Annotated in this window: 14 protein-coding genes and 1 pseudogene; 6 read left to right on the forward strand and 9 right to left on the reverse strand. The window is 69.7% G+C overall.

Annotated features, from left to right (window positions below; translation table 11 throughout):
• Nucleotides 1-67 precede the first annotated feature (67 nt).
• The 3 genes and pseudogenes from ACPXBU_RS01960 to ACPXBU_RS01970 all read right to left on the reverse strand — a co-directional run.
• Complete coding sequence (locus ACPXBU_RS01960) at nucleotides 68-961, reverse strand: DUF1996 domain-containing protein (RefSeq protein WP_425755939.1); 894 nt, start codon at nucleotides 959-961, stop codon at nucleotides 68-70.
• Nucleotides 962-1,493: 532 nt separating this feature from the next.
• Nucleotides 1,494-2,018, reverse strand: a complete 525-nt coding sequence (locus ACPXBU_RS01965) for a hypothetical protein (RefSeq protein ID WP_425755941.1) — start codon at nucleotides 2,016-2,018, stop codon at nucleotides 1,494-1,496.
• Nucleotides 2,019-2,156: 138 nt separating this feature from the next.
• Nucleotides 2,157-2,291, reverse strand: a pseudogene (locus ACPXBU_RS01970) (short-chain dehydrogenase); the annotation flags it as partial.
• Between the two features lie 107 nt (nucleotides 2,292-2,398).
• Between ACPXBU_RS01970 and ACPXBU_RS01975 the strand changes: the two are divergent.
• The 4 genes from ACPXBU_RS01975 (at nucleotide 2,399) to ACPXBU_RS01990 (ending at nucleotide 8,725) form a co-directional block, all read left to right on the forward strand.
• Entirely contained in the window at nucleotides 2,399-2,782 is a 384-nt protein-coding gene (locus tag ACPXBU_RS01975; protein ID WP_393368576.1) for a MerR family transcriptional regulator, read from the forward strand.
• Nucleotides 2,783-3,137: 355 nt separating this feature from the next.
• Nucleotides 3,138-7,598 (forward strand): DUF6531 domain-containing protein, encoded by a 4,461-nt coding sequence (locus ACPXBU_RS01980; protein WP_425756679.1) that lies wholly within the window; start codon nucleotides 3,138-3,140, stop codon nucleotides 7,596-7,598.
• A complete protein-coding gene (locus ACPXBU_RS01985) occupies nucleotides 7,580-8,086 on the forward strand; it encodes a hypothetical protein (RefSeq protein WP_393368579.1) in 507 nt (168 codons plus the stop codon). Before ACPXBU_RS01980 ends, ACPXBU_RS01985 begins: the two co-directional genes overlap by 19 nt.
• Nucleotides 8,087-8,317: 231 nt before the next feature.
• The gene (locus ACPXBU_RS01990) at nucleotides 8,318-8,725 is read left to right on the forward strand and encodes an Imm50 family immunity protein (RefSeq protein ID WP_425755943.1); all 408 of its coding nucleotides are present in this window, start codon (nucleotides 8,318-8,320) and stop codon (nucleotides 8,723-8,725) included.
• Nucleotides 8,726-9,026: 301 nt separating this feature from the next.
• Here the strand turns inward: ACPXBU_RS01990 and ACPXBU_RS01995 are convergent, their stop codons facing one another.
• Nucleotides 9,027-10,121 carry an ROK family protein gene (locus tag ACPXBU_RS01995; RefSeq protein WP_425755945.1) on the reverse strand — a complete coding sequence of 365 codons (1,095 nt, stop codon included), beginning with the start codon at nucleotides 10,119-10,121 and terminating at the stop codon, nucleotides 9,027-9,029.
• Between the two features lie 50 nt (nucleotides 10,122-10,171).
• Between ACPXBU_RS01995 and ACPXBU_RS02000 the strand changes: the two genes are divergently transcribed.
• Nucleotides 10,172-11,389, forward strand: a complete 1,218-nt coding sequence (locus ACPXBU_RS02000; RefSeq protein WP_425755947.1) for an MFS transporter — start codon at nucleotides 10,172-10,174, stop codon at nucleotides 11,387-11,389.
• Between the two features lie 27 nt (nucleotides 11,390-11,416).
• Here the strand turns inward: ACPXBU_RS02000 and ACPXBU_RS02005 are convergent, their stop codons facing one another.
• Both ACPXBU_RS02005 and ACPXBU_RS02010 read right to left on the reverse strand, forming a co-directional pair.
• Nucleotides 11,417-12,745, reverse strand: a complete 1,329-nt coding sequence (locus ACPXBU_RS02005; protein WP_425755949.1) for an alpha/beta hydrolase — start codon at nucleotides 12,743-12,745, stop codon at nucleotides 11,417-11,419.
• 92 nt (nucleotides 12,746-12,837) lie between these two features.
• Nucleotides 12,838-14,217 carry a serine hydrolase domain-containing protein gene (locus ACPXBU_RS02010; protein ID WP_425755951.1) on the reverse strand — a complete coding sequence of 460 codons (1,380 nt, stop codon included), beginning with the start codon at nucleotides 14,215-14,217 and terminating at the stop codon, nucleotides 12,838-12,840.
• A 177-nt stretch (nucleotides 14,218-14,394) separates the two neighbouring features.
• Here ACPXBU_RS02010 and ACPXBU_RS02015 point away from each other — a divergent pair, with 177 nt between their 5' ends.
• Nucleotides 14,395-15,771 (forward strand): FAD-dependent oxidoreductase, encoded by a 1,377-nt coding sequence (locus ACPXBU_RS02015; protein WP_425755953.1) that lies wholly within the window; start codon nucleotides 14,395-14,397, stop codon nucleotides 15,769-15,771.
• A 21-nt stretch (nucleotides 15,772-15,792) separates the two neighbouring features.
• Here ACPXBU_RS02015 and ACPXBU_RS02020 read toward each other — a convergent pair whose 3' ends face one another.
• The 3 genes from ACPXBU_RS02020 to ACPXBU_RS02030 all read right to left on the reverse strand — a co-directional run bounded on the left by ACPXBU_RS02020 (nucleotide 15,793) and on the right by ACPXBU_RS02030 (nucleotide 18,796).
• Nucleotides 15,793-16,269, reverse strand: coding sequence for a heme-degrading domain-containing protein (locus ACPXBU_RS02020; protein ID WP_393368597.1), 477 nt, complete (start codon nucleotides 16,267-16,269; stop codon nucleotides 15,793-15,795).
• Nucleotides 16,270-16,297: 28 nt separating this feature from the next.
• Complete coding sequence (locus ACPXBU_RS02025) at nucleotides 16,298-17,758, reverse strand: SDR family NAD(P)-dependent oxidoreductase (RefSeq protein WP_393368600.1); 1,461 nt, start codon at nucleotides 17,756-17,758, stop codon at nucleotides 16,298-16,300.
• A gap of 132 nt (nucleotides 17,759-17,890) precedes the next feature.
• Nucleotides 17,891-18,796, reverse strand: a complete 906-nt coding sequence (locus ACPXBU_RS02030) for a siderophore-interacting protein (protein WP_393368603.1) — start codon at nucleotides 18,794-18,796, stop codon at nucleotides 17,891-17,893.
• Nucleotides 18,797-18,813: the final 17 nt, after the last annotated feature.

Raw genomic sequence — 18,813 nt, forward strand, 5'->3', positions numbered from 1 at the left:
GATTCGTGCGACAACGGCCGGTCACCCCCGAGTGGGGGGTGACCGGCCGTTGCGTCGTACTCGCCGGCTAGAAGTTGCCGGCCGAGTTGCACTTCACGCCCTGGTCGAGGCAGTTGCGCACCCGTGCGGCGAGCGCCTCGTCCTTCCAGGCGTTGAAGAAGTCCGCGTGCATGGAGAACGAGGTGCCGGACGCGAGGGTGATGCCGTCCGTGTTCGCGCTCAGCGGGTACGAGATCACGAACGACACCGAGGGGACCGGCACCGGGTGGCTCTTCGGGCAGGCCCCGGTGTGGTCACCGTTGGCCATGTGCGCCTTGTGGTCGGGGCTGTCCAGGTGCTTGCCGTCCCAGCAGTCGGGGAAGGTGATCTGCCGGACGATGTTCGCGGTCTTGGCGCAGACCGGGAAGGTCTTGTCGGCGCTGCGGCCGACTTCGCCGCCGATGCCGGCGCACCAGAAGTGGTTGCCCTGCTTGTCCGGGGTGTCGACCTGGTTCTTGGCGTTACCCGTGATCATTCGCAGGCCGAACGGGAAGGGTTGGGTTTTGCTCGGGTCCTTGAGACGCGATCCGTAGTAGACGGTCACCTCCGTCGGGTCCACGACCTTGCCGTTCTGATACATGGTGGGCACCCAGTAGGCGGACTGGTCGTCCGGCGAGTTGCACGTGGTTGCCGTCGACGCCCGCAGTGACTCGGCTGTCGAGGTGGCGTCGGTCGACGTGTTGCCCCAGAAGGTGTGGTTGTGCGAGCCGCCGACCAGCTTCGGCAGCACGATCGGGTCGTCGTTGTTGTGGTGGCTGGTCTTGCAGCCGACGTTGAACTCGGGCACCTTGACCGGGTTGCCGGTCACCGGCTTGGGCTTGCGGGCGAAGAACGCACGCGTCGCGGATGCCTGCGCGGCCGGGTCGATGGTGATCCAGCCACCGGCCACGGTCGGTGGGGCGGCGCCGGTCGGCGGGGTCACCGGCTTTCCCGAGGCGGACGGGGTCGCCGACGCGCTCGGGGTGCCCGGCGCACTCGACGCGCTCGGCGGGGGAGAGGCGTCACCGGGGACACCGGACGTCGGTGCCTCAGGGCCGGACGAGCCGATACCGGTGTCGCTCGATGGACCAGACGCGCCGGGGGTGCCCGGGGCCTCCTTGCATCCGCCGGCAAGCGCCACGCTCAGCAGCAGCAGCGCGGTGGCGGAACGACGTTTCCCAGGGGTGGATCGCAGACTAATCAACAGGGGTGCACCTTTCTTCCGAGCGAAGAATACGAGTGCGACTCCTGTTCGCTTACCACCGGGCCGATTAAGTCTCCCTTAAATGTCGTTCCGCGATTGCCCGAGCGGCTGTGCGCGACGGCCTCGCTGTCAAATCAATCTCATTTCCCTGATTGTTCTCCAAAAACTGTAATCGGCGACCCCGCCGCCACTCGTCACTGTCGAGTGGCAGGCCGCCCCGGTGCCGATCGCGCTATTCCTCGGCCCTCGGTTGGCCGCGACGGCCACCCGGTCAGCAACCGTCGCGGGCCTTGCGCAGGAAGGTCTTCCGTGACATGACCTTCGTGGACTCCCGCCCGCTCGGCGCCAGCACCTGGTCCGCGCCGATCCGACGGAGATCCTCAAGCGTGAAATCTACCGAGATGATGCCAAGTCCGCCGACGCTGTAGGTGACCCCTGGCCTGAATTCGGTGAGCGGCTCGACGTCCACCACACGGCCCAGCGCCCCCGAGTAGTCGGTGGCCTCGTCGACCGTCCAGCCGTCCGGCGGCTGACCGAGCAGGGCAACCTCCACGACATCACTCGTGGGTTGGCCGCCGACGCGCCACCTGAAATCCGGGTGATCGGTCCCGTCGTCCGGGTATTCCTGGCGGACACTGAGCCCTGCGAACATGCCGCCGCAGTGCACCAGGACACCGACCGGGTGGCCATCACGGACGGCGAGGCCGACGAGAGGCTCGTCCGGAGGGGTGCAGGCGGTCAGAAGGCTGAGCAGCGGCAGGGGCAACAGAATCCACGGGAATCGTCTTCTGCGCATGTCGTCATCATTCCGATGCGGCATCACGCTCCGATTCCCTCATGGTCACGAAAGGTAGACAGGCGGGGTGGCTATGACTGCCCGGCGGGACGGTAGAAGGCGCTCGGGTCGTTGGCCAGGGACGCCTTGACGTACGCGCTCCACCCGCTCCGGGTCGTGGGCGGTGGCGTACACCTTGGCCGCCCCGCGCTCCAGCAACTGCCGAGTGAAGTGCCGGCCGAGGCCGCGGTTGGCGCCGGTGACCAGCGCGATCGAACCGGTGATCTTCGTGATGGATGCCTCCTGGCAAATTCAACGACGAGCCGTACGCGGGCTACGCTAGAACCTGACGCTGACGTGAGAGACAAGTTTGTGACTGGTGTCACCGACGGGGGAGGGCCATGCGCATCGGAGAGCTAGCCGCGCAGACCGGGGTGTCCGTGCGAGCCCTGCGCTACTACGAGGAGCAGGGACTTCTGACGGCCGAACGGAGCAGCGGCGGTCAGCGCCACTACCTCGACAGCGCGGTCGACCGGGTGCACCTGATCCAGATGCTGTACGCCGCGGACCTGTCCAGTCGGACCATCCTGGACCTGCTGCCCTGCGTCGACGCACAGGTCAACACCCCGGAGTCGCGGGCCCTGCTGCGCGCCGAACGCGACCGCATCGATCAGCAGATCGCCCACCTCCGGCAGGCCAGGGACCGGCTCGACGCGGTCATCGCCCACAGCGAGAGCCCGGGGAACGGCTGCACCCGGACGGAAGCCCCCGCCCTCGTGTCTTAGGGGCGTGTGTCGAAGTCCTCAGGCCGGCCAGGGGCTTTGACACACGCCCTGAGGAGGTGTCCACAGAGGTTCGCCACCAATGCGGGGCACCGCGATGGTGACGGCCGCCTGACGCGAGGCCCCGCCCAGGCCGCTCGGTAGAAGGTTCCCGTGGGACGGCTGCCTCCGGTGGACCCGGATTGTGCCGGCTTCCCACCGCCGTCGGATGTCGCCTGCGCAGACTGTGCGAGATATGCGACTGAAGATGTCGTCCGCGTTTGTCGTATGTCTATCTTCGATGCGTAGTGCGGCTTGTTGGCGTGGACACGGGGGAGGTCCGGGCGCGATGGCTGAGTTTCCGGCGCATCTGTTCAGGATGGATGGTGATCCGTCGGCGGTTCGGTCGTCGGCGTCGCGGTGGCAGGGTTTTGGGTCGGCGGCGTCGCAGGCGGCGGGGCAGATCACGGGTTTGGATACGAGTCAGTTCGTGGGTCCGGAGGGTGATCTGTTCCGGGAGGGGCTCAATGCCCAGATGCCGGGGCATTTGCGGGTCACGGGTGATGCGTTCGGCAGGGTGTCGACCGGGTTGACGGTGTTCGCGGGGTCGTTGTCGTCGTTGCAGGATCGGATGCGTCCGTTGGCGCAGCGTGCTCCGGGTTTGTGGGCGGCGTTGCAGGCGGCGCGGGGGCGGGCGGATCGGGCGAGGCAGGCTGATGAGCGTCATGAGCGGGAGGTCGCCGACCGGCCGCCGGAGGAGGCCGCGGCTGCCGCACCGGATGCCTATCGGTCGGATGCGGGGGCGGCGGGTTCGGCGTTGTCGCAGGCGCAGCGGGACTGGGACGAGTGTGTGGCCCAGGCGGGTGCGTTGCGGGGTGAGTTGGCCACGGCGGTGCGGGATTGCGTGCGGGTGGTCAATGACGCGAAGGGTTTGCGGTTCAAGGAGAACCCGAAGTGGTGGGATCTGAAGGGTCAGTTCACCAACTTCGTGCGGGACAACCAGGAGTTGTTGGCGCAGCTGTCCGGCGCGTTGAAGATCGTGTCGCTGGTCGCGGGTCTGCTGTCGTTCATTCCGATCCTTGCGCCGATCATGGGTCCGATCGCGATCGCTGCGGGTGCGGCGGCCCTGTTGATCGACGCGTCGCTGTATGCGGCGACGGGTAAGGGCAGTTTGACGAGTTTGTTGATCGATACGGTGTTGACGGTCGTGCCTATCGGTCGGCTCGCGATGCTGGGCAGACCGGTGTTGGCCCTCGCCAAGCGTGGATTGCCGACCCTCGCCAGGGGCCTTCCCAGGGTGCGCGCGGCGCTGCCGAGTCTGCCGCGTCCGAGCATTCCGATGGGGTTGCGTAAGTGCGCGGGTGATCCGATCGACGTGGCCAGCGGTGAGGTGGTGCTGACCCAGACCGATGTCGAGCTGCCCGGCCTGCTCGCGCTCGTCCTGAAACGGAGTCACCTGTCGTCGTACCGGATTGGTCGGTGGTTTGGGCCGTCCTGGGCGTCCACCCTTGATCAGCGGGTCGAGGTCGACGAGCAGGGGGTGTGCTTCGTCGCCGAGGACGGCATGGTCCTCACCTACCCGACTCCCGCCGGTGTCGGGGCGCAGATCATGCCGGAGACGGGTCCCCGTTGGCCGCTCACCCGGACCGCCGACGGCTATCGCGTCGAGCAGCCCGAGACCGGGCGCGCCCTGCACTTCGAGGCGGTGCCCGACGTCGAGGCAGTACCGGACTTTCGGGCGGTGGCGGACTTGCAGGCGGTGCCCGACCAGCCCGAGTCCGTGCCGGAGGGCGATGGTGGCCTCGTTCGGGTTCTGCCGTTGGTTGCCGTGACCGACCGCAACGGTCATCGGATCGACCTGGACTGGCGCGACGGTGTGGTCACCGAGGTTCGGCACAGTGGCGGGTATCGGATCGCTGTCGACACCCTGCACGGTCAGGTCGCAGCGCTGAGCCTGCTCGACGCGGAGTCCTCCGGTGAGGCCCGGAGTCTCGTGCGGTTCGGTTACGACGAGGCCGGTCACCTCGCCGAGGTGATCAACTCATCGGGGCTGCCGCTGCGGTTCGGCTACGACGACGACGGCCGGTTGGCCCACTGGCAGGACCGTAACGGGCAGGAGTACCACTACACCTACGACGAGCAGGGACGCTGCGTCGCCGCCACCGGTTCCGGCGGGTACCTGTCCGCACGGTTGCACTACGACCCGGTCGAGCGGAAAACCGCCGTGGACGACTCGCTCGGCCACACCACCGTCTACGAGCTGACCGAGCGTGGCCAGACCGACCGGGTCACCGATCCGTTGGGTCATGCCACGGCCTTCACGTGGGACGGGTTCGATCGGAAGCTGTCCGAGACCGATGCCCTGGAGCGGACGACTCGTTGGTCCTACGATGACGACGGCAATCTGGTCGAGGTCACCCGCGCGGACGGCAGCCGGGCGACGGCCGCGTACAACGACCTGCATCAACCGGTCCTGGTCACCGACGTCGACGGCGCGATCTGGCGTCGCGAGTACGACGAGCGCGGCAACCTGACCATGGTCACCGATCCGATGGGCGCGACCACCCACTACCGCTACGACGAGAGCGGTCACCTCAGCGGGGTGACCGACGCCCTGGACAGCACTCTGGTGGTGGCGACGGATCCGGTGGGGTTGATCAGCCAAGTCGTCGAGCCCACCGGCGCGGTGACGACCCACCGGCGGGACTCCGCCGGACGGGTTGTCGAGGTGATCGACCCGCTTGGCGGCACCACCCATCTTGGCTGGACCGTCGAGGGGCGGCTGGCGTGGCGGCGTGGGCCGGACGGGGTGAGTGAGGAGTGGACCTACGACCCGGAAGGCAACCTGGTCACTCACACCGGCCAGACCGGGGCGACCACGAAGTTCGAGATCGGGCCCTTCGACCTGCCGGTGACACGTACCGGGCCGGACGGCGGCCGACTGACCTTCGGTTACGACACCGAGTTGCGGCTCACCACTGTCACGAACCCGCACGGGCTGACCTGGCGCTACGACTATGACCCGGGCGGGCGACTGGTCGCCGAAACCGACTTCAACGGCCGGACGCAGACCTACACGCACGACAGTGCCGGCCAGGTCACAGCCCGGACCAATGGGGCCGGGCAGACCATCGAGTTGGTCCGTGACCTGCTGGGCAACGTCGTCGAGAAGCGCACCGCCGAGGGCACCACGACCTACGGGTACGACCCGGCCGGCCGGCTGCTGCACGCCACCGCACCCGAGGCCACTCTCCGGTTCGACCGCGACCCACTCGGTCGGGTACTCGCCGAGATCCGCGACGAGCAGACCATCACCTCGTCCTACGACGCGCTCGGCCGCCGGACGTTCCGACGTACCCCCTCCGGGGTCGACAGCGCCTGGGAGTATGACGCCGGCCACCGGCCGGTGGCGCTGCACACCGGCGGCACGACGGTCAGCTTCACCCACGACGCGGCCGGCCGGGAGACCCGGCGGACCGTCGGCGGCCTGGCTCTCACCCAGAGTTGGGACGCCAACCACCGGCTGCTCTCCCAGATCCTCACGGCGAGCCCCTTCGTCAGCGACGTGCCGGACCTGGTCGCCCACCGGGCCTACCAGTACCGCGCTGACGGTTACCTGACCGGTGTCGCCGACCAGGTCACCGGGGAGCGTCGGTTGGAGTTGGACCGGGCCGGCCGGATCACCGCGGTGCAGGCCGCCGAGTGGACCGAGCGGTACGCCTACGACGAGGCCGGCAACGTGGCCAGCGCCGCCTGGCCCGGTGGGGACGCCGACGGTGGCGCTCGCGGTGAGCGGGAGTACACCGGCACCCTGATCCGTCGGGCCGGGAACGTGCGCTACGAACACGACGCCGCGGGCCGGGTCACGCTGCGCCAGCGCAAGGAACGCTCGACCAAGCCCTCTACCTGGCGCTACACCTGGGACAGCGAGGACCGACTGACCGCCGTCACCACCCCGGACGGCACCCGATGGCGCTACCGCTACGACGCCCTGGGCCGCCGGGTAGCCAAGCAGCGCCTCGACGCCCAGGGCGGTGTGGTCGAGCAGGTCGACTTCGCCTGGGACGGCCCACGCCTGATCGAGCAGACCCACCGCGGCGACGACGGCGACCGGACCAGCACCTGGGAGTACGCCCCCGGCACGTTCACCCCGATCAGCCAGACCGACGGCCCAGGCGACCAGGACGAGGTCGACCGCCGCTTCTACGCGATCGTGACCGACCTGGTCGGCACACCCACCGAAATGGTCAGCCCCGACGGCGAGATCGCCTGGCAGCAGCGCACCACCATCTGGGGCATCCCGACCCACACCAGTGCCACCGGAGTCGACTGCCCACTCCGCTTCCCCGGACAGATCCACGATCCGGAAACCGGCGCCTCGTACAACTACCACCGCTACTACGACCCCGACACCGCCCGCTATGTGTCGGCCGACCCGCTTGGCATGTTCGCCAACGCGGAGGTCCACTCCTACGTGCCGAACCCGGCGCACGAGATTGACCCGCTGGGTTTGACTCCATGCACCATCGACGACATGGCGCGTCGTATCGATGTCGAGACCCTCGGCATGACCAAGACCGTCGCGGATCACGCGGGCGTGCCCGTAGGGAAGGCGAGTTCACCCCGGCATGGACTTCCACAGAGACCGTTCCAGGGGCGAAACGATGGGCTCTTGCTACGGGAGATAATGGCCGGGTCGGCGCCTCGGCTCGATCCACGTGGTGCGCCAGGTGCCCTCAGGTGGGATACTCCCGGCGCGATGAACGGCTCGGAGGGGACGTGGGAGCTTGTTGTTGACACGAACACAAACACAGTCTTGCATTGGAACTTCGTAAAATGATTCCAAAGATTGAAATGCAGGTCGGAGACCCACTTGCTGGTCGGCTTCTATTCCGCGCCCAGGAACACAGCTTTTCCTACGAGGTGACTGATGGTGAGGATTTTCGTCGGCGCTCAGGAGATGAGGGTCTAACTAGCCTGGTCGCTGACACTCTTCAATTGGAGGTGGGGATTGAAACGGGTGAGCTCCTCTTCGCCTGGGGTTATTTCCCAGCCACCTCATGGTCTGCAGCGACCCTTCCTCGGCCGAATGTTGTGCCCGGAGTTCTGCGCTTGGTATCAGTCGATGAATTAGAGGCGGGAGTCTCCTTGTCGATCTTTCGGGGCGGCGACTGGAAGGCCGAATTCGATCAGGCTGCTGGATTTCTTCGGGTGTCGCTCGATGACGGCGCGACGGCGTCGGTGGTAGAGATCGCACAGGGGGTAGCGGTCGGGGTTCGAGATGGTCTCATTCGCTCGGTATGGTTGCGGCCCCTATTTGTGCACTAGTGTTTCAATTTCGCGTGCTTGAATGGTCTGAAACCGGCGTGTGGCACGGCCGTGAGCAAAGAATCAGGGTCAGTGGCCGCTCAGCCGGCGCGAAAGAGCGGCAGTGGCACGCCGCAGTGGCCGAGTAGGTACTGCTCCGGGGCCGCCCTTCAACGTCCGGCCGCCGGAGAATACGAGAACGGGACACGTTCCGGGAACCACGGACCGCTATCCTTTTGTGAGGTAACGCCAGTGCCCACTTGGCTGGATTTAGTCGAAGATCCGCGCGGCGTGCGCTCCATCTACGGAGCGAATAGCCCGCCTTCGTTGGAGAAGATCCTGTTGCACGAGATTGTGCTCCAGCGGGATGGCCCGTCGGCCGTCCTGAGATTCGATCTGCCGGAATTCCCGACGAGTGCGCCGAGAAAATGGCGTGATCAGGGCTTCAATGTCGTGCAGGTCGGCCTGACGATGATCGGCGTCAAGGATCTCTCCCTGACGGGCTGGAACCACCGCGGTTGGGCCAGTATGGAGTTGGCCTTGCAGGATGATTCGCTGATGCTGGAAGTCCTGTGGGGATCGGCTCGTATTCAGGTGCAGTCGGACGCGGCAGCCGTGACGTCGATATCGGCATATGCCGGCGACCTGTGTCTTGAATAATCTCCGAAGTTTAAAAGTCCAACTTGTCAAAGACTCGGGCGCTGAAGAAGCGCTCCATGCCAATAGTGGTCGAACCAAACCTTGATGCTGGCGATCATGAAATGATCGGAGATTTTCTACGTGTCAGCTTCGGCCAGGTACGAGTTCGATTTCTATCGTCCGTAAACAGGACTGTCACTAACGTCTACTTCCCACCGCGCTTCCCCGGCCAGCACACGCCCCTGGCGGCCGTCACGGTGCATCGCTGCGTGGTCCGCGACCGGCAGCGGGTCCTGCGGCGGTGCGGGGCGTCGTCGCGCACTCAGGTCGGGGCAAGCTCTGGGATGCCGTAGTGCTTGTCGAGGATCTGCATGGCGGCCCCCGCGGCGATGGCGTCCGCGCCGAGGCTGGACACGGTCACCCGGGTACGGAGCCAGTCCACGCGTCGCGCGTCCGCCTCGACGGCCTCGGTGACGGCCGCGAGGTAGGTCTCCGGGTGCCGGAGGAGATCCGCGCCCGCCAGCACCACGTGGGCGAGGTCGAGGGTCTGGAGCAGGTTGACGACGCCCACGGCCACGACGCGGGCGGCACGGGCCAGGTCACCGGCATCGGTGGCGTGGTGGTGCACGATCTCCAGGCATCCGTGCCGGCCGCAGACGCAGCGGGGACCGTTCAGGTCGACGACCGTGTGGCCGAACTCTCCCGCGTTGGTGTGCGCGCCACGGTGGGCCGCGCCGCCCAGCCAGAGGCCCCCGCCGATCCCGGACTCGATCATGATGAGCGCCGCGTCGCCGAACGTCGCGCCGTGTCGCCAGGCTTCGGCCGTGATCCCCGCGGTGACGTCCTTGTCGAGGTGGACGGGCAGCCCCAGGTGCTTCTCGGCGATCTCCCGCAGCGGTACGTCGTGCCAGTGCCGCAGGCCGTGGGCTCCGCGGACCAGGCCGTGGGCGTGGTCCAGTGGGCCGATCATGCCGATGCCCACGCCGGTGAGCCGGCCCCGGACGTCGGCGCTGCCGGTCATCGTGTCGACGCCGGCCGCCAGGGCGTCGAGAAGCTGTTCCGGGGTGAAGTCGTCGGGCAACGGGCTGACCGCCGAGTGGCGCACGGTGCCGGCGAGGTCGACCAGGGCCAGCCGCAGCGTGCGCCGGGCGACGTGGGCGCCGATGGCGTACCGGCTGTCGGGGACGAGTTCGTAGACGACCGCGGGCTTGCCGACGCCCGGTCGGCGCGCGGCGGTGGGACGGATCAGTCCGGCGGCGCTGAGGCGGGCGATGACCTTGGAGACCGCCTGTGGGGTCAGGCCGGTGGCCCGGACCACAGTCGACCGCTCGAACCGCCGAGCGGTACGACCCACGCCCAGCACCAGTGCCTCGTTGTAGCCGCGGAGGAACCTGACGTCCGCAGTGATGCGAGTCATCTCGACACCCTATTACGCAACGCTGTTGCTAAATTTTCTCGGTGATCGAGATGAGCAGAGGTCGACGGGTGGCGGCGCTTGTCGCCCTGGCACTGGGTGGCGTCGCGATCGGCCTGACCGAGTTCGTGGCGATGGGCCTGCTGCCCGACATCGCACGCGGTCTGCTCTCGCGGGAGTACGCCGAGTCGTCGTCGGGAGCTGTCGCCCGGGCGGGTTGGATGATCACCGCGTACGCGCTCGGCGTGGTCGTGGGCGCGCCCCTGATCGCCGCGCTGAGCGCGCGCCTGCCCCGCAAGAGGCTCGTGCTCGGGCTGCTCGTCCTCTTCGCCGTCGGCACGGTCGGCTCCGCGGTCGCCCCCACCTTCGACCTGGTGCTGGTGGCGCGGTTCGCGGCGGCGCTCCCGCACGGCGCGTACTTCGGCGCGGCCGGCCTGCTCGCGGCGTCGCTGATGGGTCCCGGTAACGAGGCCCGGGGCTTCGCCACCGTGCTCAGCGGCCTGACCGTGAGCAACGTGGTCGGCGTACCCCTCATCACCCGGCTCGGGCAGGCGACCAGCTGGCGGGTCGCGTACCTGGTCATCGCCGGTGTCTTCGTGCTCACCCTGCTGGCGGTGCTGGCGGTCGTCCCGGAGGTCGCCGCGGCGGCCGACGGCTCGCCGGCTGCCGAGCTGCGGTCGCTGCGCACCTCGCAGGTCTGGCTGGTCGCCGCGACGGGCGCGGTCGGGTTCGCCGGGTTCTTCGCGGTGGACAGCTACATCGCGCCGGTGACCACCGACGTCGCCGGGCTCTCCGCCGCGACGGTGCCGTGGGCGCTCGTCGCGGTGGGCCTCGGCATGACCGTCGGCAATGCTCTGGGCGGGTGGTTCGCGGACCGTGACCTGCGGCGGAGCATGGTCATCGGGTTCGTCGCGATGATCGTGAGCATCACCGCGTTCAGTCTCGTCGCGGCAAACCCGGTCGGCCTGTTCGTGGGGGCGTTCCTGGTCGGTGCGACGAGCCTCTATCTCGGCCCGGTCCTGCAGGCCCGCCTGATCACCGTCGCGCCGGGCGCGCAGCTGATGGGTGCGGCGGTCAACCAGTCGGCCATGAACATCGCCAACAGCCTGGGCGCCGCCCTGGGGAGCGTCGCCATCGCCGCCGGGCTCGGTTATCTCGCGCCCGCCCGGGTGGGCGCGGTCCTCGCGGTCCTCGGGTTGGTCCTGGGGCTGGTCAGCTTCGCCGTCGGTCGGCGGACGCGCGAGCGGGTCCCGGCCACCGTCGCGAGCTGAGGTGGCCGGAGACCCACGGCGGGCGGTTCAGAAGTCGTCGACGTTCACCGTCACCCGATGGGCGCTCGACCTCCAGTTGGGCACGTTGAGCACGGCGTGACCGCCGCCGCGTTGACCCACGGTGATCCCGACGAGGCCGAGGTGCGCCGGGGCGGCCGGGATGAACACGTCCATGCCCGTGATGAAGGTCTGGCTGAAGAACTCCGGCAGCGGGGCGGACAGGTCGGTCACACCGTCGCTGCCGTCGTCGAAGGCGAAGATGCCGATCGTCCTCTTGGCGCGTGGCGTGTTCGCCGCGTTCAGGACATCCCTGCCGTTGATCCAGAGGTGGTCGCCGGCGTCGGCCTGGTCGCCCCACCACTCCTTCTGGCGCTGGATTGTCAGCGCCGTGTGTCGGTCGCTGGTGTCGACGAGCGCGCTGAGGCCCTCGCCCGGCACGCTTGTCGCGAGGCGCAGGAACGAGTCCGAGCGGCGGAACGGCTGGACGTAGAAGTGGTGCGTCGGCGCGCCCGCGCGCACGATCGCGAACTCGTAGCGGGCCGTGGCGAGGACCGGCACGGGGCCGAACGCGCCGTCGCCGCTCAGGGGCGCCCGATGCGCGGGCCGCTGCGACAGCCGACCGCCGGTCAACGGGTTGACCGGGTAGACCTCCAGGGTCGCGTCGGTGACGCCCACGTTGCTCGGGAAGAGCACCGCGCGGCCGGAAACCCGGGCGGTGCCGAAGAGCTGCGGCACGATCCGCGTCGTGTGTGGCGGGCGACCACGCAGGAATCGGAAGATCTCGTCGAACGACTCCGGCGACGACACGGTCTGGGTGTGGGACTGGTCGGGGAGGTGCACGTTCGTCGCGCCGACGATGGCGCGGGCCGGGTCGCCCTCACCCCAGATCGCGAGGGTGGGCACCCCGCCGGGTGGGGTCGTCGCGGTGCGGCCGTCCAGGTTGACGTAGTGCGCCACCCGGGCCGCGCGCGCCGGTGAGCTGTTGAGGTAGCCCTGCATGACGAAGGTGCCCAGGGAGTGCGCGAGCAGGTCGACCCGATCCGCGCCGGTCGCCGCCAGCAGGCGGGTGATCCGCGCGTCGAGCCCCGCGTACACCTGGGGCAGGATCGTGGCGATGTTTGGCGAGTCGTACTCGTGGGCCTCGATGACGTCGATCGGATAGCCGTTGCTGGTCAGACGTTTGGCCTGGGACTGGAACTGCGCCGCCGATCCCGCGCTGCCGTGCACGAAGACCACCGGACGGTACGCCTGCGGGGCGGCGGCCTCGGCGGCACGCGGGACGGGGGTGACGGACAGGCTGGCGGCGAGCGCGACCCCGGCCACCGTCCAGAGCAATCTCCGGCGAGACGTGTGCATCGATCCTCCACCGTTCGAGACGAAGTATTTGCACTACTAGCGCAAGTATCGTGTCAGGGTGAGGTTCGGCGGTCCACACCTTCCGCACATGCTCAGGCGACCTCTTTGGCGAGCAGGTCGCCGACCGCCGCGCGGACCGGATCGGGATTCGACCAACTCCAGTTGGGGTGCGCGCGGTTGGTGAGCAGGGCGAGGACGAGCTTGCGGCGGGGATCGACCAGGAGCGAGGGGCCGGCGAAGCCGGTGTGACCGAAGGTCCGGGCCGAGGCGAGCCGGCCCATGAACCAACTCTGGTTGAGGACGACGCCGAGGCCGTGGGCGGCGGTCCGGTTGGGCCGCTCCGGGTCGACGGCGGGTTTTCCGGCGTTGTGGTCGGTGAGCATCCGGCGCACGGTGGCCGCGCCGAGGATCCGCTTGCCCCGGTGGGTGCCTCCGTCGAGGAGCAGTTGACCGATGGCCGCGAGGTCGGTGGCGGTCGCGAAGACGCCGGCGTGACCGGCGACGCCGCCGAGGTGGTTGGCGACGTCGTCGTGGACGGTGCCACGGAGCAGGCCGCGCGACGATCGGGCGTCGGTGGCGACGAGTCGGCCGGTCTTCGCGGTGCTCGACAGCCACGTGTTGGGGGTGAAACCGGTGTCGCGCAGGCCCATTGGGCCGGTGAGGTTGCTCTTGAGCGCCTGGTCGAGCCGCTGGCCGGTGACCTTCTCGACGATCTTGCCGGCGACCATGAGCCCGACGCTGGAATAGCGGAACGTGTCCCCGGGCACGGCGCCGGAGACCAGCCCGGTGGTGAGCACGGCGTTCCAGCGGGCCGCGTTGTCGGCGAGGCCGGTGACCTTGGCACCGACGGGCAGGCCGCTGGTGTGGGTGAGCAGCATCTCGACGGTGACGCGTTCCGTGCCGGTCCCGGTGAAGCCCGGCAGGTAGTCGCGGACCGGGGCGCCCAGGTCGACGCGGCCCTTGTCGACCTGCTGCAGCAGCAGGATGGCCGTGTAGACCTTCGTCACCGAGGCGAGGTCGAAGATGGAGTCGGGGCGCATCGCGACACGCTGGCCCGCCGGGAGCAGCTTCGGGCCGGCGCCGTAGCGCAGCGCCTCCCCGACGGCGATGTGCACAGTCGACTTCCCATCGACCAGGACGACCGCGACGGCACCGGGGAAGCCCTTGTGCGCAACTGTCTGCCCGGTGGTGGGGAGGTGCTTGCGCAGCAGCGCCGTCACGCCCTGCGCGTACCGGGCCTGGCCGGCTGGCACGCCACCCGGTGTCGCGGTGGCGCTCGGCGAGCCGGACGGCGCCGCGCTGTTGCCCGCCGAGCCGAAGCCCACCCGGTTTCCGGCGGCGTCGGTCGCGGTCGCCGCGTCGCCGGGATCGCCCAGGCCGGGCGTCGTGGCGCCGTCGTCGGCGCAGCCGGCGAGGGCGGAGGTCACGGCGGCCAGACCGCCCCCGAGCAGAGTACGACGCGCAATGGGCATGCCGGGAATCGTGACAGTTGACATCGACGTCCGCCAACCGAGTCCTCCCACCTCGGCCATGCCCATCCGCCGTTCCACAGCTAGTCACCATGCGGACACGTTCGGTAAATGTGCGGTGCTTGTGCAACGATCGGCGGGCGTCACCCCGACCGACCATCCATACCCTTGGAGAGCACGATGTCCCTCTCCCGCGCCCGGATCTTCGCCGAGCTGAACGCGGTGCGCCCCCCCGACCAGCCGACCCCGGTGCTGGGCACGGCAGTCGTGGTCGGCGGCAGTGTCGCCGGCCTGCTGGCCGCTCGCGTGCTCTCCGACTACGCCGACAGCGTCGTCATCATCGACCGGGACGACCCGCAGGTGAGCGGCGCGCGCCCCGGCGTACCCCAGGGGACGCAGCTGCACGCGCTGCTGCCCGGCGGCTTCCTCCAGTTCGAGCGGCTGTTTCCGGGCTTCCGCGAGGCGGCCCTGGCGCGCGGTGCGGTCGAGGCGCCGCCCGCGGCCAGGCGCAACTACCTCGACGGTCGCCTGCGGGTCGTCGTCCCGGACGACGCCGACAGCCTGGCCGGCAGCCGGCCGCTCCTGGAGGGACTGATCCGCCAACAGGTGCTGCGACTGCCGAACGTCAAGACGGTCACCGCCCGTGCCACGGGTCTCGTGTTCGACGGCACCGTGGTCACAGGCGTGCGCTGCGACGTCGGTGGGGTGCCCGGCGTGGAGAGCGGCGACCTCGTGGTGGACGCCATGGGGCGGTCGAGCAAGCTGTCGGCCTGGCTGGAGCAGGCCGGCTGGGACCGACCGGTCACCCGGCGGATGACCGTGCACCTCAACTACGCGACAGCCCTGTTCCGCCGCCCGGAAACGGCCCCGTCCTCGACTGTCGCACTGGCGCTGAACACCCCGAAGATGGCCTCGGACGTGGCCGGCGCCGCGTTCTTCGCCATCGAGGACGGTCGGTGGATGGCCATGATGGCCGGCTACGGGGACAACCGCCCCGGCAGCACGGCGCAGGATTTCGTCCGCCGACTACGGGAGCAGTTTCCGCCCGAGTTCGGCGACGTCGCCGGCCAGGAGATGCTCGGCGACGTCCAGACCTACCACCACGCCGACAGTCGGCGGCGGGACTTCCACGCGCTGGGGCGGTTCCCGGGCGGGCTCGTCAGCGTGGGCGACGCCGTCGCGTCGTTCAACCCGGTCTACGGGCAGGGCATGACGGCGGCGGCCCTGCACGCGGCCTGCCTGTCGACGTACCTGCGCGGCCGGCCGGACCTGACCGCCCCCGCACGCGAGTACTTCGCGTTGCAGAAGATCGTTGTCGACGCCGCGTGGTCGACGTCGACCTCGGCCGACCTGGCGCTGCCCCACGTCGACGGGCCCTACCCGCGGGGGCACCGGATCACCAGCTGGGCCAGCCGGCAGATCATCGCCGCGACCGTCACCGACGTGGCGATCGCGCGACGGTTCAACCAGGTCGTCTCCATGCGGGAACACCCACTCACGCTGGCCCGCCCCGGTGTGCTCCTCGGCGCCCTGCGGGCCAACCAGCGCGCACGCTGACCAGGGGCTTTGACACAGGGCCTAGCGGGGCAGCTTGCGCAGGATGTCGACGACGAAGCGGTGGTCCTCCACCTGCGGGAGCCCGGACACGCCGACCCAGCCCACCACGCCGGTGCCGCGTACGCGCAGCGGCACCGCACCGCCGGCCGCCGCGTAGCGGGAGGCTGGTAGGCCGAACTTCTCGGCGAGCGTCACCTGCTTGTCCTGGCACAACCGGGCCATGTAGAGCGAGGAGTGCTCGAACCGCATCACCACCCGCCCCTTGCGACGCAGCCACCCGTCGTTGTCCGCCGTCGACCCGGGCAGGCCACAGTGGAACAGCTGGCGACCGGCCCGCCACACCCCCACCGAGACCGGCAACCGCTGTTCGCGGGCGGCGGCGACGGCGAGTTGCCCCAGCTCGTACGCGTCGGTCTCGGACAGGCCCGCGAGCTCCAGTTCGGTCTCCTCGCGCAGCAGCTCGTCCAGCGTCGGCCACGATTCACGATCAGCTGACATGACTCTCCTCATCGTCCGTACCCGGCGATCACCAGGCGCAGGGCGCGTAGTCCTTCAGGAAACAGCCGTACAGGTCCTCGCCCAGCTCGCCGCGGACGATCGGGTCGTACACCCGGGCCGCGCCGTCCACCAGGTCCAACGGGGCGTGGAAGCCCTCGTCGGCCAGCCGCATCTTCGTCGGGTGCGGGCGTTCGTCGGTGATCCAGCCGGTGTCGACGCTCGTCATCAGGATGCCGTCGGTAAGCATCTCCTGTGCGCTGGTGCGGGTCAGCATGTTCAGCGCGGCCTTGGCCATGTTCGTGTGCGGGTGCCCCGGCCCCTTGTAGCCGCGGCCGAACTGGCCCTCCATCGCCGACACGTTCACCACGTACTTGCGTCGGGCCGACGCGGCCGCCATCGCCGGCCGGAGCCGGCTGACCAGCACGAACGGCGCGGTGACGTTGCACAGTTGCACTTCGAGCAGCTCGACCGGGTCCACCTCCTGCACCCGCTGGACCCAGCTGTTGACCGAGTCGAGATCGGGCACGAGACCCCCGGCGTCGATGGCGGTGGACGCGGCGATCCGCTCCGGTGAGGCGGAACCGCTGGTGAGCGCCAGCGCGGTGAGCGCGTGCGGGGTGAGCGCCGTCGACTGTGGCCCGGCGGTCAGGCTGCCCACCGGGCCGCCCTGGCCGTCCGGCTTGGCGAACGTGATCAGCTCCGGCAGCGGGCCGTCCGGCAGGGCCGCGGCCTCGGCGGCGATGAGCTGCGCGTACGCCCCGGGGGAGCGGCGGACGGTCTGCGCCGCGTTGTTGATCAGGATGTCCAGGGGGCCCTGGCTGCTGACCGAGTCGGCGAGGGCGATCACCTGGGCGGGGTCGCGCAGGTCGATGCCGACGATGCGCAGACGGTGCAGCCAGTCCCCGCTGTCGGGCATGGCGGCGAACCGGCGGACCGCGTCGTGCGGGAACCGGGTGGTCACCGTCGTGTGCGCGCCGTCGCGCAGCAGCCGCAGCGCGATGTACATGCCGATCTTCGCCCGCCCGCCGGTGAGCAGCGCGCGCCGGCCGGTCAGGTCGGTACGGGCGTCGCGGCGCTCCCGGTTGAGCGCGGCGCAGGACGGGCAGAGCTGGTGGTAGAAGGCGTCCACCTCGCGGTAGCGCTGCTTGCACACGTAGCAGCCGCGGGGGTTGTGCAGGAAGCCCGCCGTCTCGCCCGCGGCGGAGGACGCGAGCGGGATGCCCTGGGTCTCGTCGTCGATCCGCCCCGGTGCGCCGGTGGCGGTGGCCTCCGTCACCGCGCGGTCGGCGGCGAGGATGGCGTCCCGCCGTTCCTCGCGCCGCCGCTGCTTGATCACCTTGTAGAGCCGGGCGGTGGCCCGCTGCACCCGCACCACGTCCGGGTGGTCCGAGGGCAGCTCCTCCAACGCCTCGAAGACGCTGAGGCAGGCCTCCAGCCGGCTTCGGTCAATGCCCTCTTGACCGTTATCGGTAATGTTGTCCACCGTCATGCGTCTGTGTCTCGTCCCGTATCCCGTGCCGGTCCAGCCGGCCCGCCCCAAGTCCGACCCGAAACTGTACGCACCTCGTGGTCCGCGCCGCACCTCGCGTGCGCCTGTCGTCCTCGTGGCGGCGGCGGGGCCTCAGGCGTCGTCGGCGCGGCCGAGACGCCAGTAGCCCATGAAGGCCACCGCCCGCCGGTCCAGGCCGCGCTCGGTCACCAGGTGCCGGCGCAGGTTCCGGATGACGCCGGCCTCTCCGGCGAGCCACGCGTAGAGCGGCGTCGCGGTCACCTCGTCGGGGACCTCCCACAGGATCTCGGTGTCGACGTCCACGTCCGTGACCGGCTGGTTCGCCCGCGCCGTCCCCGGGGTCAGCAGCTCTTCCGCCGCCACGGCGACGGCGGGCACCAGCTGGCTGCCATGGGCATCGACGCCTCGGGGCAGCCAGCGCACCTCGACGCCGGGGGGCGCGGCGAACGGCAGCACGTCGTCGCCGTCGGGCACCTCCAGCAGGACCACGCCCCGGGCCTCGCGGGGCAGGCGTTCGCAGATGCTGGCGATCGCCGGCACGGCCGTCTCGTCCCCGGCCAGCAGCAGGCTGCTCCCGGCCGCCGGGCGGAACTCGGCCCCGCCGTGGTCACCGTCGTAGGCGGAGTCCGGCCCCACGATGGCGATCTGGTCGCCCTCGCTCACCCGCCGCGCCCAGCGCGTCGCCGGCCCGCCGTCGCCGTGCAGCACCAGGTCGACGTCGACCTCGGCCAGGTGCGGTCGGACGGCCCGCACCGTGTAGGTACGGATCGGGGGGCGTCGGTGCTCGGGCAGGCTCCGCCAGGTCGCGTACCAGTCCGCGCCCTGGGGAAGATCCACCCCGCGCTCACCGGGCAGCGGCAGCGCCAGCTTGATCCGCTGGTCGTCACCGTTGTCGGCGAAGCGGTCGAGGTCCGCTCCGGTGAAGGTCACCCGGGTGAAGGACGGGCTGAGTCGGCGTACCGAGCGGACGGTGACGGCGAACACGCGGTACGGCGCGATGGGCAGTGTCTCGGTCATGGTGCCTCTCTCGACTC

The organism is Micromonospora sp. DT231, from assembly GCF_049847025.1.
Lineage (GTDB): Bacteria > Actinomycetota > Actinomycetes > Mycobacteriales > Micromonosporaceae > Micromonospora.

Bases quoted from the DNA above. Each gene is read 5' to 3' on its own strand.
- ACPXBU_RS01965 (WP_425755941.1), bottom strand. From the start codon at position 2,018: ATGCGCAGAAGACGATTCCCGTGGATTCTGTTGCCCCTGCCGCTGCTC.
- ACPXBU_RS01975 (WP_393368576.1), top strand. From the start codon at position 2,399: ATGCGCATCGGAGAGCTAGCCGCGCAGACCGGGGTGTCCGTGCGAGCC.
- ACPXBU_RS01980 (WP_425756679.1), top strand. From the start codon at position 3,138: ATGGATGGTGATCCGTCGGCGGTTCGGTCGTCGGCGTCGCGGTGGCAG.
- ACPXBU_RS01995 (WP_425755945.1), bottom strand. From the start codon at position 10,121: ATGACTCGCATCACTGCGGACGTCAGGTTCCTCCGCGGCTACAACGAG.
- ACPXBU_RS02000 (WP_425755947.1), top strand. From the start codon at position 10,172: ATGAGCAGAGGTCGACGGGTGGCGGCGCTTGTCGCCCTGGCACTGGGT.
- ACPXBU_RS02005 (WP_425755949.1), bottom strand. From the start codon at position 12,745: ATGCACACGTCTCGCCGGAGATTGCTCTGGACGGTGGCCGGGGTCGCG.
- ACPXBU_RS02010 (WP_425755951.1), bottom strand. From the start codon at position 14,217: ATGCCCATTGCGCGTCGTACTCTGCTCGGGGGCGGTCTGGCCGCCGTG.
- ACPXBU_RS02015 (WP_425755953.1), top strand. From the start codon at position 14,395: ATGTCCCTCTCCCGCGCCCGGATCTTCGCCGAGCTGAACGCGGTGCGC.
- ACPXBU_RS02020 (WP_393368597.1), bottom strand. From the start codon at position 16,269: ATGTCAGCTGATCGTGAATCGTGGCCGACGCTGGACGAGCTGCTGCGC.
- ACPXBU_RS02025 (WP_393368600.1), bottom strand. From the start codon at position 17,758: ATGACGGTGGACAACATTACCGATAACGGTCAAGAGGGCATTGACCGA.
- ACPXBU_RS02030 (WP_393368603.1), bottom strand. From the start codon at position 18,796: ATGACCGAGACACTGCCCATCGCGCCGTACCGCGTGTTCGCCGTCACC.